This is a genomic window from Streptomyces malaysiensis subsp. samsunensis (assembly GCF_024519315.1).
In the GTDB taxonomy this organism is placed as follows: domain Bacteria; phylum Actinomycetota; class Actinomycetes; order Streptomycetales; family Streptomycetaceae; genus Streptomyces; species Streptomyces malaysiensis.
This window is the reverse complement of sequence record NZ_JANIIC010000006.1, coordinates 135349-151598: the sequence shown is the minus strand read 5'-3', so window position 1 is coordinate 151598 and position 16250 is coordinate 135349. Positions and strand designations below refer to the sequence as shown.

Sequence of the window (16250 nt, the reverse complement as noted above, 5' to 3'; positions counted from 1 at the left end):
ACTTTGAGAGCATAGCTCATTGTTACCTATACTCACAATGAATCCGGTCCTGATAAACTGCGATCATGCCCACCCCCGAGACATCCGGCCTCCTCGCGGAGCAGCTGCTGCGCCTGACCCGAAGACTCCATCGCGCCCAGAAGCGCCACATGGAGCCGCTGGGCATCACCCCTGCCCAGTCCCGCCTGCTGCGCACCGTGGCCCACGGCGACCAGCCGCTCCGGATGGCGGACCTGGCGCAGCGCCTCGAAGTGGTCCCGCGCGCCGTGACGACGCTGGTGGACGCCCTGGAGGCGCATGGCTCGGTGCGCCGCATAGCGGATCCGTCCAACCGCCGGGTGGTGCGCGTCGAGCTCACCGATACCGGGCGTTCGACGCTGCGTGCGCTGCGCGAGGCGCGCCGGGCCGCCGCGGAGGACATCCTGGCGCCGCTCAGCGATCAGCAGCGCGATGCGCTGGGCGCGCTGCTGGACACCCTGTCCGGCGCCCCGGACCACCGCTGCTGAGGCCGGATGGCGTAGCACAGCGAGATCAACTTCCCGTGTGCGGTCAGATCCTTCCGGCCTTGCTCCCGGGCAGCGCCGGGGAATCCCCGGCGCCGCGCTCAGACGGCCAGATGCGCCTTGTCCCCCATGACCACCACCGGGTGCAGCTTGGGGTCGAGGGTCTTCAGCAGATACTCCATACCGGCCTTGGGGATGCTGACGCAGGCCGAGGTGCCGCTGCCGTGATCCATGTGCAGCCAGATGCTGCCGCCCTTGGTCTGCCCCTCGGGCCGGGTCGGGTCGAGCGGTGAGGTGCCCTTGACGCGGTTGTAGTCGATGGCGATGACGTAGTTGAAGTCGGTCCAGTGGGACTTGGGCCAGTAGTGGGGCGCCGCGAAGGAGCCGGAGGCCGTGTACGGCAGCCGGGCGCCGGGGTCGGCCAGCACCCCGCCCGCGTCGCTGAGCGTGTAGACCCCGACCGGGCTACGCTTGTCGCCCTCGTGATGGCTCGTCGTCCAGCCGCGCTTGCCGTTGTGCGCCGTCCAACTGTGGGTCCGCTCCCAGGCCTTGCCCTGTTTGGTGTAGAGGACCACGGTCGAGTCCGCGGAGTTCACCCCTTTGCCGTAGACCGCCACGACCTGACGGGACTGGTCCGGGATCCGGGACTGGAGCTTGTCCCCCACATCCGGGATACGCGTGGGATCCGGCGTGGGCGACCCGCTGCGCAGCGCTTGTCCGCCCTGGTCCGCGCCCTTGTCACCGCCGCTGTCCCCGCCGCCGTCGCCGCAAGCCGTGAGAAGGACGAGGGCGGCGGCCGCGGCCGCCGCACGCATGGACATCGTGCCGGAAATTCGCATGTCCCCATGGTCCCACCCCGGTCGGACAACGCGGCATGGGGGATTGGCGTGTTCCGGTTACTCCCGGGAAAACCAGTTGAATTCCACCCCCTGAGGACGTCAACCTTTCACGTCTCCTGCCAGCCCTCCGCCGCCCGCCCGACCTTGGGACGTCATGCACATTCGAGATCTTCCGTATCCCGATCCTGGCCGACCCGACGTACGGTCAGGTCCGCGGTTTCTCATCTGGCTGGGCAGGAATCAGCTGGGCGGGCAGGTCAAGTCGGCCCTCTGGGGTCTGGTGCACATGGCCGCGCTGGTGTCCTTCCCCCTGGCCATCGGCTTCGGTGTGCAGGCGGTGGTGGACCGCTCCGGCTCCCGGCTGGCGATGGCCGGGGCGCTGATGGTGGGGCTCACCGTGCTCACCGCGCTGGGGGACGCCATGCTGCACCGGGCGGCGGTCACCAACTGGATCACGGCGGCGGCGCGGGTGCAGCAACTGCTGTCCCGCAAGACGGTGGAGCTGGGGTCCGCCCTCACCCGGAAGGTGGCGGCCGGCGAGGTCGTGGCCGTCTCCACGGGCGATGTCGAGAAGATCGGCTGGTTTGTGGAGGCCCTGTCCCGGTTCACGGCTGCCGCGATCACCACCGTCGCGGTCTGTGTGGCCCTGGTGCTCTACCAGCCGGCGCTGGGAGCGGTGGTGGCGGTCGGGGTGCCCGCGCTGGCGCTTGCCGTGCTGCCGCTGCTGCCGCGTGCGGCGCGCCGGGCCGATGAGCAGCGGGACAAGGCGGGCCGGGCGACCGAGCTGGCCTCGGACACCGTGGCCGGGCTGCGGGTGCTGCGGGGCATCGGCGGCGAGGAGCTGTTCCTGGGCCGCTACCGGAACGCCTCGCAGGAGGTGCGGACCGCGGCGGTGCGCAGCGCGCGGATGTGGGCGCTGATCGCCGCCGTGCAGGTGGCGCTACCGGGGCTGCTGCTGATCGGTGTCGTCTGGTACGGGGCGTCGCTGGCCCAGAAGGGCCGGATCGACGTGGGCGAGCTGGTCACCGTCTACAGCGCGGTGACCTTCCTCCTCTTTCCCCTGCGCCACTTCGAGGAGATCGCCATGGCGTACTCCTTCTCCCGGCCCTCCGCGCGGCGCGCGGCCCGGGTGCTGGCGCTGCGGCGCTCCTCCTCGGAAAGCGCGGGCGCGCCCCCGGTGGACAAGGGCGAACACGGGGAGGGGCAGGAGACCGCCGCACGGCTCGGCGGGGATCTGTACGACCCGACGAGCGGGATGCTGGCGCCGAGCGGGCTGCTGACCGCGGTGGTGTGCGGCGACCCGGACGCGGCGGGGCGGCTGGCGGACCGGCTCGGAGGGCATCCCGTGCACGGCGGCCCGGACGACGGGAGCCACGGCGACTCGGACCGCGGGAGCCACGGCGACTCGGACCGCGGGAGCCACGGCAGGGCAGCGTCGGCGCTGCTGGGCGGGATCGCGCTGGACGAGGTGCCGCTGACCGCGGCGCGCACGGCGGTGCTGGTGCAGGACAAGGACCCGGTGCTGTTGTCGGGGACGCTCACCGAACTGCTGGATGTGCCGAGGTCCGGGGAGGTCTCGGCGGAGAAGGCGCTCGACGCGGCCCAGTGCGGCGATGTGTTGGACGCGCTGGCGCAGGCGTCGGCTGCCGACACGCATGGCGCGGACGGCGCGGATGGCCCCGACCCGATGCGCACCCGGATCACCGAGCGCGGCCGCTCGCTGTCGGGCGGCCAGCGGCAGCGGCTGGCGCTGGCCCGCTCGCTGGTGACCGATCCGGAGGTGCTGGTGCTGGACGAGCCGACCTCCGCGGTGGACTCGCACACCGAGGCGCGGATCGCCGACGGGGTGCGGCGGCTGCGCACGGGCCGGACCACCATCGTGTTCACCTCCAGCCCGCTGCTGCTGGACCGGGCCGACCGCGTGGTGTTCGTGCCCGACGGGGAGGCGGTGGGGGTGGGCACCCATCGTGAACTGCTGGGCACCGATCCCGTGTATCGCGCGGTCGTCACCCGCGAGACGGACGGTGAGGCCGCCGCGCGGAGCGCAGGGCGGTCCACCGGGCCGGCCGGCCACGGTCTGAAGGGCATCGGACGCGTCGAGGAAGAGATCGAGGAGTCGGCATGATCGGCGTGGCACCACCCGCCTATGACCCGGCCGCACCGGAGTCGGCGACGACGCTGCCGGTCGGCACACCCACCACCGTGCGGGCCTATGTGCGTGAGCTGCTGCGGCGGCACCGGGCCGCCTTCACCGTGCTGATGGTCGTGAACGCCACCGCGGTGATCGCCTCCATGGTCGGCCCGCGGCTGCTGGGCGGCCTGGTCGAGGACCTCTCCGAGGGCGAGCGGGACCTGCACATCGGGCGCACCGTGGCGCTGTTCGCGGTGGCCCTGCTGGTGCAGACCGTGTTCGTCCGGATGGTGCGGATGCGCGGGGCGGTCCTGGGCGAGCGGATGCTGGCGGATCTGCGGGAGGACTTTCTCGTACGGTCGGTGGGCCTGCCGCCGGGGGTACTGGAGCGGGCCGGGACCGGGGATCTGCTCTCCCGGATCACCACCGATGTCGACCGGCTGGCGAACGCGATGCGCGAGGCCGTGCCGCAGCTCGCCATCGGCGTGGTGTGGACCGGCCTGCTGCTCGGCGCGCTGACCCTGACCGCTCCCCCACTGGGTCTGGCGGTGCTGGTGGCGCTTCCGGTGCTGGTGGTCGGCTGTCGCTGGTACTACCGCCGTGCGCCGAGCGCCTATCGCTCGGAGGCCGCGGGCTATGCGGCGGTGTCCGCGTCCCTCACCGAAAGCGTGGACGCCGGGCGGACCGTCGAGGCCCACCGGCTGGGCGAGCGGCGGATCGCCCAGTCCGAGCTGCGTATCCGGCAGTGGACCGCATGGGAGCGCTACACACTCTGGCTGCGCTCGGTGCTCTTTCCGGTGATCAATGTGAGCTACACGCTGATCACCGGTTCGGTGCTGATGATCGGCGGCGTATGTGTGATGCGGGGCTGGATGTCGATCGGCGATCTGACCACCGGGGCGCTGCTGTCGCAGATGCTGGTGGAGCCGATCGGGCTGATCCTGCGCTGGTACGACGAGCTGCAAGTCGCGCAGGTGTCGCTGGCCCGGCTGGTCGGGGTGCGGGAGATCGAGGAGGGTCCCGCCGACGAGGGAGTGGTCCCCGGCGGCCGTGAAGTGCGGGCCGACGAGGTCCGGTTCGGGTACCACGAGGGCAGCGATGTGCTGCACGAGGTGTCGATGAGGGTGCCTCCGGGGACGCGGCTGGCGCTGGTGGGCCCGTCCGGGGCCGGGAAGTCCACCCTGGGGCGGCTGCTGGCCGGGATCTACTCCCCGCGCACCGGCCGGGTGACCCTGGGCGGGGCGGAGCTGGCGCGGATGCCGGCCGAGCGGGTCCGGGCGCATGTGGCCCTGGTCAACCAGGAGCACCATGTCTTCGTGGGCTCGCTGCGTGACAATCTGCTGCTGGCCCGCGCCTTCGCCGAGGACGCCGAGCTGTGGGCGGCGCTGGGCGCGGTGGACGCCGACGGCTGGGCCCGCGCGCTGGACGAGGGCCTGGACACCGAGGTCGGGTCGGGCGGGCTCGCGCTCACCCCGGCCCAGGCGCAGCAGATCGCGCTGGCCCGGCTGGTGCTCGCCGATCCGCATACGCTGGTGCTGGACGAGGCCACCTCGCTGCTGGACCCGCGGGCGGCGCGCCATCTGGAGCGGTCGCTTGGCCGGGTGCTGGAGGGCAGGACCGTAGTGGCGATCGCCCACCGGCTGCACACCGCGCATGACGCGGATGTGATCGCCGTGGTCGAGGGCGGCCGGATCACCGAGCTGGGCAGCCATGACGAACTCGTCGAGGCGGACGGGGCATACGCCGCGCTGTGGCGCTCCTGGCATCAGTGAGGGTGGCCGCGCCCCGGCGTGGCCGCCCCTGCCCCGTCCGGGGTTCAGATCACGCCGAGTGCGGCCAGCCCGCCTATACCGCCGAGCAGCATGAAGACCGGCATCAGCACCTTCAACTCGACCCAGCTGCCGGCCCGGAAGCGCATCCCCTTCGGCGGGCCGAGGGCGTACCAGCGCTTGCGGCCGATCGGGATGGGCCACAGGATCGGGCAGCCGGAGACGGTGAGCGCGTCCCCGATGTCGTGGACCAGGGCGCCGAGCACGATCGGCAGGCCGAGCCAGAGGTACTCCTGGCCCGGTGCGGCGAAGAGCCAGTCCGAGCCGTTGCCCGGCTGGTGCAGCACATCGGCGAGGATCCAGGCACTGGCCGCCCCGAGCAGCCACACCAGGACATCGCTGGAGACCCGCGCCGCCCGCCACAGCAGCCCCTCGACGGCCAGCACCATATGCACGAAGAGGATGGCCAGCACCGCCCAGCGCCCGCCGACCATGGCGAGCGCGGAGGCTCCGGCGCCGATCAGCACCGCCCATACCCAGGTGTGGGTGAGGGTGCGATGGCCGCCCGAGCGGCGCGGGTCGCCCGGCTTCCTGGTCGCCTTGTAGACGGAGTACGAGATCTTGTCGATCACCTCGCACAGCGTCCGCGAGATAGGCCCGAAGGCGCGCGATATGGTCGCCGCCTTGTGGTCGAGGTCGGGGGCGAGCGCCGCTCCCGCGCAGATCAGCGCGCCGGTGACCAGCACCGGCCAGGGCATCGCATGGTCGGCCGCCGCGGCCGCCGCCCCCACCCCCAGCCAGGCCGCCGCCCCGGACAGCGAATGCGCCGGTCCCATCATGGTCGTACCCCGCCCCTGTTCTTTCCCGCGTCCGCGCGGGAGTTGACTGCTTCGGCCCGGCACAGCCTAGCGGCGGACGATCTTCGACCACACAGCCGGTTCCCGTCCAGGCGGGGAAACCAGGCAGTATAGGTGTGTGACTCTTATCGATCAGCTGCCGAGCGACGCCGACCCCGACGCACTTTTCGAGGCGTTCTCCACCTGGGTCGAGGAGCGGGGAATCTCGCTGTACCCCGCCCAGGAGGAAGCGCTGATCGAGGTGGTGTCCGGGGCGAATGTGATCCTCTCCACTCCCACCGGCTCCGGCAAGAGCCTGGTGGCGGCGGGTGCCCACTTCGCCGCGCTCGCCCGGGACGAGGTGACGTTCTACACCGCGCCGATCAAGGCCCTGGTGTCGGAGAAGTTCTTCGAACTGTGCAAGATGTTCGGCACCGAGAACGTTGGGATGCTGACCGGGGACGCGTCGGTCAACGCGGACGCGCCGGTCATCTGCTGCACGGCCGAGGTGCTGGCGTCGATCGCCCTGCGGGACGGCAAGGACGCCGATATCGGCCAGGTGGTGATGGACGAGTTCCACTTCTACGCCGAGCCGGACCGGGGCTGGGCGTGGCAGATCCCTCTGCTGGAGCTGCCGCAGGCGCAGTTCATCCTGATGTCGGCGACGCTCGGTGATGTGAGCCGGTTCGAGGACGATCTGTCCCGGCGCACCGGGCGGCCCACCGCGGTCGTGCGGTCGGCGACCCGGCCGGTGCCGCTGAGCTACGAGTACCGCACAACACCGCTGACCGAAACGCTGACCGAGCTGCTGGAGACCCAGCAGGCACCCGTCTATATCGTGCACTTCACGCAGGCGGCGGCGGTCGAGCGGGCCCAGGCGCTGATGAGCATCAATATGTGCTCGCGCGCCGAGAAGGACGAGATCGCCTCGCTGATCGGCAATTTCCGGTTCACCACCAAGTTCGGCCGGAATCTGTCCCGTTACGTCCGGCACGGGATCGGTGTGCACCATGCGGGGATGCTGCCCAAGTACCGGCGGCTGGTGGAGAAGCTGGCGCAGGCCGGGCTGCTCAAGGTCATCTGCGGTACCGACACCCTGGGCGTGGGCGTCAATGTGCCCATCCGCACCGTGCTGTTCACCGCGCTGACCAAGTACGACGGTCAGCGGGTGCGGACGCTGCGGGCCCGGGAGTTCCACCAGATCGCGGGCCGGGCCGGGCGGGCCGGCTTCGACACCGCGGGCTTTGTGGTGGCCCAGGCGCCCGAGCACGTCATCGAGAACGAGAAGGCGCTCGCGAAGGCCGGGGACGATCCGAAGAAGCGCCGCAAGGTGGTCCGCAAGAAGGCGCCGGAGGGCTTCGTCAGCTGGGGCCAGAACACCTTCGAGAAGCTCATCGCCTCCGAACCCGAGCCGCTCACCTCCCGGTTCCGGGTCACCCACGCGATGCTGCTGTCGGTCATCGCCCGCCCCGGCAACTCCTTCGAGGGGATGCGCCGGCTGCTGGAGGACAACCACGAGCCGCGCAAGAACCAGTTGCGGCACATCCGCCGGGCGATCGCGATCTACCGCTCGCTGCTGGACGGCGGGGTGGTCGAGCGGGTGGCGCCGGAGGGCACCGACGGTGCGGACGGGGCCGCCCCGATCGTCCGGCTGACGGTGGATCTGCAACAGGACTTCGCGCTCAACCAGCCGCTGTCCACCTTCGCGCTGGCCGCCTTCGAACTGCTGGACCCCGAATCGCCCTCCTACGCCCTGGACATGGTCTCGGTCGTGGAGTCGACACTGGACGATCCCCGGCAGATCCTGGCGGCGCAGCAGAACAAGGCGCGCGGTGAGGCGGTCGCCGCGATGAAGGCGGACGGTGTCGAGTACGAGGAGCGCATGGAGCGGCTCCAGGACATCTCCTACCCCAAGCCGCTGGAGGAGCTGCTCTTCCATGCCTACGGGCTCTACCGCAAGAGCCATCCCTGGGTCGGTGACCATCCGCTGTCGCCCAAGTCGGTGATCCGCGATATGTACGAGCGGGCGATGACCTTCACCGAGTTCACCTCGTTCTACGACCTGGCGCGCACCGAGGGCATTGTGCTGCGCTACCTGGCCGGCGCCTACAAGGCCCTGGACCACACCGTGCCGGACGATCTGAAGTCCGATGACTTCCAGGACATCATCGCCTGGCTCGGCGAGATGGTGCGGCAGGTCGACTCCAGCCTCCTGGACGAGTGGGAGCAGCTGGCCAACCCGGAGGAGGAGTCGGCGGAGGAGGCCCAGGAGCGCGCCGACCAGGTCAGGCCGGTCACCGCGAACGCCCGCGCCTTCCGAGTGCTGGTGCGCAATGCCATGTTCCGCAGGGTGGAGCTGGCCGCGCTGGACAAGGTCGCCGAGCTCGGGGAGATGGACGCCGACTCCGGCTGGGACGAGGACGCCTGGGCCGAGGCGATGGACGGGTACTGGGAGGAGTACGAGGAGCTCGGCACCGGACCGCAGGCGCGCGGGCCGAAGCTGCTGCGGATCGAGGAGGATCCCGAGCACGGTCTGTGGCGGGTGCGGCAGACCTTCGACGACCCGAACGGCGACCACGACTGGGGCATCTCGGCGGAGGTCGATCTCACCGCCTCCGACGAGGAGGGCCGGGCGGTGGTCCGGGTCACCGAGGTGGGCCAGCTGTAGCCTCCTGGACACGGTCCACGCCGGGGACCGGCCCGGCCCCCTCAGCGAAGGAGCACCACCGATGACCAATCCCGCCGAGAGCCTGGTCGATCTGCTCGATCTGGAACGGATCGAGCTGGACATCTTCCGCGGCCGCAGCCCCGATGAGTCGCTCCAGCGGGTGTTCGGCGGGCAGGTGGCGGGCCAGGCACTGGTGGCGGCCGGGCGGACCACCGACGGGCAGCGGCCGGTGCATTCGCTGCACGCGTACTTCCTGCGGCCGGGGCGGCCGGGCGTGCCCATCGTGTACCAGGTGGAGCGGGTCCGGGACGGGCGCTCCTTCACCACCCGCCGGGTCGTCGCCATCCAGCAGGGTCGTACGATCTTCAATCTGACAGCCTCCTTTCATTCTCCTGAGCCGGGTATCGAGCAGCAGCTGCCGATGCCCGAGGTGCCCGGGCCGGAAGGTCTGCCGACCCTCGCCGACGAGGTCCGCTCCCATCTGGGCACGCTCCCCGAGGCGTTCGCCCGCATGGAGCGCCGCCAGCCCTTCGACATCCGCTATGTGGACCGGCTGCGCTGGACCGACGAGGAGCTCAAGGGCTCGGAGCCGCGCAGCGCCGTGTGGATGCGCGCGGTGGGGCCGCTCGGGGACGACCCGCTGGTGCACACCTGTGCGCTCACCTATGCCAGCGACATGATGCTGCTGGACGCGGTGCGGGTGCCGGTCGAGCCGCTGTGGGGCCCACGGGGCTTCGACATGGCCTCGCTCGATCACGCCATGTGGTTCCACCGGCCCTTCCGCACCGATGAGTGGTTTCTCTATGAGCAGGAGTCGCCCGTGGCCACGGGCGGCCGGGGACTGGCCCGCGGACAGATCTACGACCGCGCGGGCCGACTCCTCGTATCAGTGGTGCAGGAGGGGTTGTTCCGCCCGCTGCGGCCCGTCGAAGACGCCACGGACGGCGGCTGAGCTCCACCGGGGCGTGTCACGGCGCGGCTCATCGCCTGCCGGTGAGCTTCTGCCACAGGCTGCGCGGACGGCCCGGCACCGGGGCGCGGTCCGCGAGCGGTCGCTCCACCGCGGCGTCCGGGCGCGGCACGGGCCGGATCCGGCGGGCGTCGCCCAGCGAGGAGGCGAGGGCGGCCCGATAGCGCCGGATCTCCCGTGGGTCGTCCGCCGTGACCACCGCGTCGATGATGTCCCGGACCGCGCCGGCCTCGGGGCGCATCCGGACGAGCGCGGGGCGCAGCTGTCGCAGATATGCCCGCTCGTGGGGATCGGCCACGGCCGAGGCCAGCTCGACGGAGCCCAGCACCGAGGCCAGGATCGCGGCCCGCTCCCAGGGGTCCTCGGTCTGGGCGAGCAGTTGGCCGATCCTTCGGCCGCGCCATTTCGCGGCCCGCCAGTCCTCCCCGGCGGCCAGTGCGGCGCTCAGCCCCGGCGGGGTGCGGCCGCTCAGCAACTCCGGCTGCCTGTCGGCGAACTCGGTCAGATCCGACGCCAGATAGAGCCATACGACGGCCCGATAGCGATTGATGTAGAAGCGGACGGGGGCGAAGAATCCCCCACGCGCGAGCCGGGTGAGCCGGCCCTGGCTGATGCCGAGCAGCTCCGCGCCTTCGGCCGTGCCGACCACGCGAAGGCGGGCGGTGAGCCCCTCCGGGAAGCCCTCGGCGGCGGTGACCCGCCGCAATTCCTCGCACGCCACCCGCCGACCCAGACCGGTGGTGACGGTGTGCACCTCTCCCAGCTGCACGGCCAACTCGAACTCATGCGATTTGAGCCCCAGCGCCCGGGCCGCCGCGCCGAACCCGACGCTCTCGCCCGATCCGCCCGGCCCCGCCGGCCCGCCCGGGTCTCCCGGCCCGCTCGCCTGTCCCGGTACGCCCGGCTCTCCGAGCCACTCCGGGCTCCACGGCCCCCGGCTCTCCCGCAGCTCCTGATCGACCCGCACTGCCATGCGACGTCCTCCCCCGCACTGCCTCAATTACCGACAGTGACGACGATAGCCGCGAAGCACGACGGGCGGTCAGCCCTGTGGATAACTTCCGCGCGGCATCAGCTGGGTGCGCCGCTCTCCTGCCGCGCCTCGACCGCCAGGTGCTCCCCGACCCGGTTGACCAGCAGCGCCATCTCGTAGGCGACCTGGCCGATATCCGAGTCCGGCCCGGTGAGCACGCACAGGCAACTGCCGTCCCCGGCCGCCGTGACGAAGAGGACGCCCTCGTCGAATTCGACCATCGTCTGCCGCACCCGGCCCGTCCGGAAGTGGTGCCCGGACCCCTTGGCGAGGCTGTGCAGCCCGGAGGCCACCGCGGCCAGATGCTCGGCGTCCTGGCGCACCAGCGTGGAACTCGCCCCCGTCACCAGCCCGTCGTTGGACAGCACCAGCGCATGCCGTATTTCCGCGATCCGCTCGGTCAGGTCGTCCAGTAACCAGTCGAGCCCCTTGTTGACTGCCATATCCGATTCCTCCCCGATTCCCCTTCAGCTGCGTGCCAGCCTTTCTCACTGCCGCCGTCTGGGCAACCCGCCCCGCCCGTCACCCCACGGTTGTGCGCTGATTGACGCAGGATGGGGACATGGCACAGAACATGACCAAGGATCAGTGGCAGAAGTTCCTCCTGGAGGGCACCCGCACCGCGAAGCTGTCGACCGTGCGGGCCGACGGAAGTCCTCATCTCGCCCCCGTGTGGTTCCTGCTCGACGGTGACGACCTCGTCTTCAACACAGGTCAGGAGACGGTCAAGGGACGCAACCTGGCCCGGGACGGCCGGCTCGCCATCTGTGTGGACGACGACAGGCCGCCGTTCGCCTTCGTCACGCTGCGGGGGCATGCCGAGCTCATCGACGATCTCGAGCAGATCCGCCACTGGGCCACCCGGATCGCCGCCCGTTACATGGGCGAGGACCGGGCCGAGGAGTTCGGCGCCCGCAACGGCGTACCGGGGGAGCTGCTGGTCAGGGTGCACATCGACAAGGTGCTCGCGCTCTCCGGAGTCGCCGACTAGCGGGATTCGACCGAAATCCAACCCTTCATGACGCACCCCCGCCCATCCGACGTTTACGGGCGCATGAGGATCTTTATCGCACCGTCCTCCTTGCGCTGGAACATCTCATAGGCGCGGGGTGCCTCCTCCAGCGGCATGCGGTGGGTGGCGAACCCATCGACGCCCAGCGGGTCGTCGTCCGTCAGCAGCGGGAGGATGTCGTCGGCCCAGCGCCGTACGTTCGCCTGGCCCATCCGCAGCTGGATCTGCTTGTCGAACATGGTCATCAGCGGCAGCGGATCGGCCATGCCGCCGTACAGCCCGCTGAGGGAGACCGTGCCACCGCGCCGGACCAGCACGATGGCCAGCCGCAGCGCCGCCAGCCGGTCGACCCCGGCCTTCTCCGTGAGCTTGGCGGCCCACTCCCGGGGGAGGAAGCCCGTGGCCCGCTGGGCGGTCCGGCCCAACGGGCTGCCATGGGCCTCCGTCCCCACCGCGTCGATGACCGCGTCCGGGCCACGGCCGCCGGTGGTCGAGCGAATGGCGTCGACCAGGTCCTCCTGCTGGGAGAAGTCGTTCAGGTCGTAGACCTCGACGCCGTCGGCGCGGGCACGGCGCAGCCGTTCGGGGACGAGGTCCACGCCGATGATCCGGTCGGCCGCTCCCCGGACCTTCGCCACCCGGCAGGACATGATCCCGACGGGGCCCAGCCCGAGGACCGCGAGCGTGCCGCCGCGCGGCACCGCCGCGTACTCGACCGCCTGCCATGCCGTGGGCAGCACATCGGACAGATAGACATAGCGGTCGTCCTGAACGCCTTCGGGCACCTTGATCGGGCCGTACTGGGCCTGCGGCACCCGCAGATACTCCGCCTGGGCACCGGCCACCGCGCCGTAGAGCGTGGTGTAGCCGAAGAGCTCCGCCCCCGTGCCGTGCTCGATGACCTGGGTGGTCTCGCACTGCGTCGGCAGACCCGAACGGCACATCCAGCAGTGTCCACAGGCGATCTGGAACGGGACCACCACGCGATCGCCGGGCCTGAGGTGCGTCACCTCAGGCCCGGTCTCCTCCACGATGCCCATCGGCTCGTGGCCGAGGATGTGCCCCGGGGTCATGAAGGGCGTGAGCACCTCGTACAGATGCAGATCGGAACCGCACAGACCCGTGGTGGTGATCCGGACGATCGCGTCCGTCGGCTCCTTGATGATGGGGTCGGGCACCGTCTCCACCCGCACATCATGTCGGCCCTGCCAGGTCACCGCTCGCATCGCCGCATCCCTTCGCCATAGTCGTCGGCATGGTCTTCCGCGAACCGTTCCGGGTACCCCGGCGGATGCGGCCGAACCGCCGGCGGGACCATGGGCCGCGCCGCCGGTTCACCAGGTCCACGAGCCGGGATGTCGCCTCGGCGACCACGGCCGGTTCGGCGCCCGGGGCGCCCAGCACGGCCAGGCACGCGCCGTCCGCCAGGGCCGCGACGAAGAGGGTGCCCGCCGCCATCTCGATCATCGTCCGCCGGGATGAGCCACCGCGCCCCCGGCGCCCCGCGTTCGCGGCGATGCCGTGGAATCCGGAGGCGACGGCGGCCAGGTGCTCGGCCTCCTGGCGGGAGAGCCCACCGGACGCGCTGACGGTCGCCCCGTCCCGGGAGAGCACCACGGCATGGCGTACGCCTCCGGTCCCGGCCACCAGATCGCCCAGGATCCGGTCGAGATCGGCCATGGAGCGTGCGGCGCTGCTGCGGGGCTTGGTCATGGGCGGTCTCCCTCGGTCGGGATGCGCCGCGCCGTGCGGCGCTCCAGGTATCCCCATGGCCAGGGACGCTAGCCCTGGCGAGGGCGCGTATTCGGGGCGCATTACGGAACCTGTTGAAAAATGACAGAGTCAGATGCCAGAGCGATCGATCGGCGTTCGAATCTGCTCTCGATGCGACGGGCGTAGGCTGCTTGCTCATCGCATCGCCTCACCGTCGTACCCAAGGTGTCCCGAGGAGTTCCCGTGCCCCATGAGCCCTCCCGCGGAAACAGCGCGGCCGATGTGAGGGACTTCTTCACCCCACGGGCGGCCGACTGGGACAGCCGCTTCCCGGGCGACGGCCCCGCCTACACCGCCGCCGTAGCCGACCTCGGGCCGCGCCCCGGGGGCGCGGTACTCGACGCGGGGTGCGGAACGGGGCGCGCGCTGCCCGCGCTGCGTGCGGCGGTCGGCCCCGAGGGCACCGTCCTCGGCGTGGATCTCACACCGGCGATGCTGGACGCCGCCGTACGCGAGGGCCGGGACGGCTTCGCCGGCCTCGCCCTCGCCGATGTGGCGCGGCTGCCGCTGCGCGACGGCTGCCTCGACGCGGTGTTCGCCGCCGGGCTGATCTCCCATCTCTCGGACCCCGGGGAGAACCTGCGCGAACTGGCCCGGGTGGTACGCCCCGGCGGTCGGCTCGCGCTGTTCCACCCGGTGGGGCGGGCCGCTCTCGCCGCGCGCCACGGCCGCGCCCGCACCCCTGACGACCTGCGGGCGGAGCCCCGACTACGGCCGTTGCTCGCGGGCGCGGGCTGGCGTCTGGAGTCGTACGCCGACGAGGACACGCGCTTCCTGGCGCTGGCGGTCCGTGAAACCGATCAGGCGGGCGGAACGGCCGATCGGAGCTGATCGTTCGACATCACGTTGTGCCCCGCTCCGGGCACGGTGCGGACCCTCGCCCCGGCCGCCGTCAGCTTCTCGACACCGACGATGCATCGGCGAGTTGCGCAAACGCATCGCCGCGCTGACCGGACATGTGAAACCCGTGGCCGAGAGCACCCTCTACCCGGCGATCAAGCGGCTGGAGAAGGCCGGTCCGCCGGCCCGCCGGACCCAGCCGGGCGCGGGGCCGCTCCCCGGCACGTCCTCATGCTGACCGCCGAAGGGCGTGCGGAGCTGCTGGAGCGCCGGATGGCCTTTCTGCGCCAGCCGTCGAGCTTTTTCTCCGACGGCGACCGCCCGCTGCGGGCCGAAGAGGTGGAGGACCCCTTCCGCCGTGGCATCCTCACCATCGCCCGGGCCACCAGCCGGGCCGAACTGCTCTGGCCGCGGCGCACACCGGACACGCTCCGGGCGGCGAACGACGACTGAGGAGCGACCGCCGCCCGATGTCTCGACTCCATGGCTACCGGGTGGTTAAGGTGCGCGACGACGGATCGCTCTTCGGATCCACATGCGCAAGAGGAGGCTGTCGTGCCCGCCACGGAGGAGTCAGGCGACGAGGCACTGTATGTGCTGACCGCGGTGCTGCTGACACCCGCTCAGTTCCCGAGCGTGCTCGGCGACGACTATCCCGAGGCATGTACCGCGCTCGGGCTGGAGCCGTACGAAACCGGCTACGGGCTGGTGCTGGGCCAGGACGGCGGCGGCGCCCGCTGGACGGTGGTCACCGACGATGTGTCGCTCGTGGCCACCGCCATCGCCACCTGGGACTGCGGCATGGAGTACGCCCTGGCCATCGACGACCGTACGGTGATCGCCTCCCTTCCCGGCTGGCCGCTCGCGGTGGCCGTGGCCGCCCCGGGCATACCGGCTCCCCATGACCCCGCTCCCGACCCCGAGCTGGGGGAGGACGTCTCCCGGGCGCCGCTGTCGCCGCCGCACTCCGAGCGGTGGGGTCCGGCGCAGCGGCGGCTGGGCGCCGATGAGATCGCGTTCCAGTGGGCGATCTGGCGTGAGCAGGTCGACAGCGAGGTGACGTTCGTGGCCCCGGGCGAGAAGCCGCACGGGGGCGTGCGGCGGGTGCTCGAAGAGGTGCGCGGCTATCTGGAGTCGCCCCCTCCGCTGGGGCGGATCCGCTCGGCGTTCGCCTCCGGTGACGCGCGGACGCTCCGGGCCGACGGACCGGGCTGGAGCATGGTGGCCCGGACCGATGACATCGCGTTCGTGCTGCTGGACGACGCGCCGGGCGAGGTGCTGCCGGTCGGTCGCGGCCCCGAGCTGCCGGACCTGCTGATGGCCCTGGACAAACTGGCCGTGCGCCCCCTCTGAGACGCCGGACCCGGGCACCCTCCCGCGTCCGGGCCGGTCAGGGCGGCGGGACGGCGGGGGCGAGCGCAAGGCCCGCTCCCGCCGGTCTCCGGGCACATGGCGCGCCGCCCATGCGGTCGCCACGGCCCTCTCCGTCCGGCCCCGGACGCCGCCCCGGGCCTCAGGGGCATGACTCCTCCCCCAGCCGGCCGGGCCCCGAACGGGGTCGCGAGCGGTCCGCGATCGGTACTGCACGGTCACTCCCGGGTGCGCGCCGCCCGTGGCCCCGAGCCCGGCCGGCCGCCTCCTGCGGCTGCCGTGCTCGGCGACCAGGCCGCTTCAGCGCCCCAGCGGCTTACGGGAGACCCTGCGCAGCTTGCGGCGCTGAGAGGGGTCCAGCAGCAGATAGGCCGCCGCCGGCACTCCCACCATCACCAGCACCGCCGCCCAGAAGGGCAGCAACCACAGCAGGATCACACCCGCCACCACACCACCGGTGGCGACCTTCGCGCGTGTGGACATATCACCCGCCTCCTTCACGGCC

The 16250-nt window shown here is 71.6% G+C and carries 15 protein-coding genes and 1 pseudogene; 9 read left to right on the top strand and 7 right to left on the bottom strand.

Going from position 1 to position 16250, the window contains the following annotated elements; genetic code table 11:
* Positions 1–65 precede the first annotated feature (65 nt).
* A complete protein-coding gene (locus NQU54_RS07750; RefSeq protein WP_257630403.1) occupies positions 66–506 on the top strand; it encodes a MarR family winged helix-turn-helix transcriptional regulator in 441 nt (146 codons plus the stop codon).
* A 98-nt stretch (positions 507–604) separates the two neighbouring features.
* On the opposite strand, the gene NQU54_RS07745 is transcribed toward NQU54_RS07750, so the two are convergent.
* Complete coding sequence (locus NQU54_RS07745; RefSeq protein ID WP_257630402.1) at positions 605–1342, bottom strand: hypothetical protein; 738 nt, start codon at positions 1340–1342, stop codon at positions 605–607.
* Positions 1343–1496: 154 nt separating this feature from the next.
* On the opposite strand from NQU54_RS07745, the gene NQU54_RS07740 reads away from it, so the two are divergent.
* A complete protein-coding gene (locus NQU54_RS07740) occupies positions 1497–3467 on the top strand; it encodes an ABC transporter transmembrane domain-containing protein (RefSeq protein WP_257630401.1) in 1971 nt (656 codons plus the stop codon).
* The gene (locus NQU54_RS07735; RefSeq protein ID WP_257630400.1) at positions 3464–5245 is read left to right on the top strand and encodes an ABC transporter ATP-binding protein; all 1782 of its coding nucleotides are present in this window, start codon (positions 3464–3466) and stop codon (positions 5243–5245) included. The genes NQU54_RS07740 and NQU54_RS07735 overlap by 4 nt, the downstream gene beginning before the upstream one ends.
* Positions 5246–5289: 44 nt before the next feature.
* Here the strand turns inward: NQU54_RS07735 and NQU54_RS07730 are convergent, their stop codons facing one another.
* On the bottom strand, positions 5290–6081 hold the full coding sequence (locus NQU54_RS07730) for a metal-dependent hydrolase (protein ID WP_069860726.1): 792 nt from the start codon (positions 6079–6081) through the stop codon (positions 5290–5292).
* A 136-nt stretch (positions 6082–6217) separates the two neighbouring features.
* Here NQU54_RS07730 and NQU54_RS07725 point away from each other — a divergent pair, with 136 nt between their 5' ends.
* Positions 6218–8746 (top strand): DEAD/DEAH box helicase, encoded by a 2529-nt coding sequence (locus tag NQU54_RS07725; RefSeq protein WP_257630399.1) that lies wholly within the window; start codon positions 6218–6220, stop codon positions 8744–8746.
* 61 nt (positions 8747–8807) lie between these two features.
* Positions 8808–9698 (top strand): acyl-CoA thioesterase, encoded by an 891-nt coding sequence (locus NQU54_RS07720; RefSeq protein ID WP_257630398.1) that lies wholly within the window; start codon positions 8808–8810, stop codon positions 9696–9698.
* Between the two features lie 28 nt (positions 9699–9726).
* Here the strand turns inward: NQU54_RS07720 and NQU54_RS07715 are convergent, their stop codons facing one another.
* Together NQU54_RS07715 and NQU54_RS07710 are read right to left on the bottom strand one after the other, a co-directional pair.
* A complete protein-coding gene (locus NQU54_RS07715) occupies positions 9727–10689 on the bottom strand; it encodes a DUF6397 family protein (RefSeq protein ID WP_257630397.1) in 963 nt (320 codons plus the stop codon).
* A 98-nt stretch (positions 10690–10787) separates the two neighbouring features.
* Positions 10788–11192, bottom strand: a complete 405-nt coding sequence (locus tag NQU54_RS07710; RefSeq protein WP_257630396.1) for a roadblock/LC7 domain-containing protein — start codon at positions 11190–11192, stop codon at positions 10788–10790.
* Between the two features lie 119 nt (positions 11193–11311).
* Between NQU54_RS07710 and NQU54_RS07705 the strand changes: the two genes are divergently transcribed.
* Positions 11312–11740, top strand: a complete 429-nt coding sequence (locus NQU54_RS07705) for a PPOX class F420-dependent oxidoreductase (protein WP_069860721.1) — start codon at positions 11312–11314, stop codon at positions 11738–11740.
* A 53-nt stretch (positions 11741–11793) separates the two neighbouring features.
* On the opposite strand, the gene NQU54_RS07700 is transcribed toward NQU54_RS07705, so the two are convergent.
* Positions 11794–12987 carry a zinc-dependent alcohol dehydrogenase gene (locus tag NQU54_RS07700; protein WP_257630395.1) on the bottom strand — a complete coding sequence of 398 codons (1194 nt, stop codon included), beginning with the start codon at positions 12985–12987 and terminating at the stop codon, positions 11794–11796.
* On the bottom strand, positions 12956–13474 hold the full coding sequence (locus tag NQU54_RS07695; RefSeq protein WP_257630394.1) for a roadblock/LC7 domain-containing protein: 519 nt from the start codon (positions 13472–13474) through the stop codon (positions 12956–12958). Before NQU54_RS07695 ends, NQU54_RS07700 begins: the two co-directional genes overlap by 32 nt.
* Before the next feature lie 243 nt (positions 13475–13717).
* Here NQU54_RS07695 and NQU54_RS07690 point away from each other — a divergent pair, with 243 nt between their 5' ends.
* The 3 genes and pseudogenes from NQU54_RS07690 (at position 13718) to NQU54_RS07680 (ending at position 15727) form a co-directional block, all read left to right on the top strand.
* On the top strand, positions 13718–14365 hold the full coding sequence (locus NQU54_RS07690; protein ID WP_257630393.1) for a class I SAM-dependent methyltransferase: 648 nt from the start codon (positions 13718–13720) through the stop codon (positions 14363–14365).
* Positions 14366–14450: 85 nt separating this feature from the next.
* Positions 14451–14827 (top strand): annotated as a pseudogene (locus tag NQU54_RS07685) (PadR family transcriptional regulator).
* A 102-nt stretch (positions 14828–14929) separates the two neighbouring features.
* A complete protein-coding gene (locus NQU54_RS07680; protein WP_257630392.1) occupies positions 14930–15727 on the top strand; it encodes a hypothetical protein in 798 nt (265 codons plus the stop codon).
* Positions 15728–16045: 318 nt separating this feature from the next.
* Here the strand turns inward: NQU54_RS07680 and NQU54_RS07675 are convergent, their stop codons facing one another.
* The gene (locus NQU54_RS07675; RefSeq protein ID WP_257630391.1) at positions 16046–16228 is read right to left on the bottom strand and encodes a tail-anchor membrane protein; all 183 of its coding nucleotides are present in this window, start codon (positions 16226–16228) and stop codon (positions 16046–16048) included.
* Between the last annotated feature and the right edge of the window lie 22 nt (positions 16229–16250).

Excerpts from the sequence above, each read along its gene's own strand:
- NQU54_RS07750 (WP_257630403.1), top strand. The coding sequence starts at position 66 with ATGCCCACCCCCGAGACATCCGGCCTCCTCGCGGAGCAGCTGCTGCGC.
- NQU54_RS07745 (WP_257630402.1), bottom strand. The coding sequence starts at position 1,342 with ATGCGAATTTCCGGCACGATGTCCATGCGTGCGGCGGCCGCGGCCGCC.
- NQU54_RS07740 (WP_257630401.1), top strand. The coding sequence starts at position 1,497 with ATGCACATTCGAGATCTTCCGTATCCCGATCCTGGCCGACCCGACGTA.
- NQU54_RS07735 (WP_257630400.1), top strand. The coding sequence starts at position 3,464 with ATGATCGGCGTGGCACCACCCGCCTATGACCCGGCCGCACCGGAGTCG.
- NQU54_RS07730 (WP_069860726.1), bottom strand. The coding sequence starts at position 6,081 with ATGATGGGACCGGCGCATTCGCTGTCCGGGGCGGCGGCCTGGCTGGGG.
- NQU54_RS07720 (WP_257630398.1), top strand. The coding sequence starts at position 8,808 with ATGACCAATCCCGCCGAGAGCCTGGTCGATCTGCTCGATCTGGAACGG.
- NQU54_RS07715 (WP_257630397.1), bottom strand. The coding sequence starts at position 10,689 with ATGGCAGTGCGGGTCGATCAGGAGCTGCGGGAGAGCCGGGGGCCGTGG.
- NQU54_RS07710 (WP_257630396.1), bottom strand. The coding sequence starts at position 11,192 with ATGGCAGTCAACAAGGGGCTCGACTGGTTACTGGACGACCTGACCGAG.
- NQU54_RS07705 (WP_069860721.1), top strand. The coding sequence starts at position 11,312 with ATGGCACAGAACATGACCAAGGATCAGTGGCAGAAGTTCCTCCTGGAG.
- NQU54_RS07700 (WP_257630395.1), bottom strand. The coding sequence starts at position 12,987 with ATGCGAGCGGTGACCTGGCAGGGCCGACATGATGTGCGGGTGGAGACG.
- NQU54_RS07695 (WP_257630394.1), bottom strand. The coding sequence starts at position 13,474 with ATGACCAAGCCCCGCAGCAGCGCCGCACGCTCCATGGCCGATCTCGAC.
- NQU54_RS07675 (WP_257630391.1), bottom strand. The coding sequence starts at position 16,228 with ATGTCCACACGCGCGAAGGTCGCCACCGGTGGTGTGGTGGCGGGTGTG.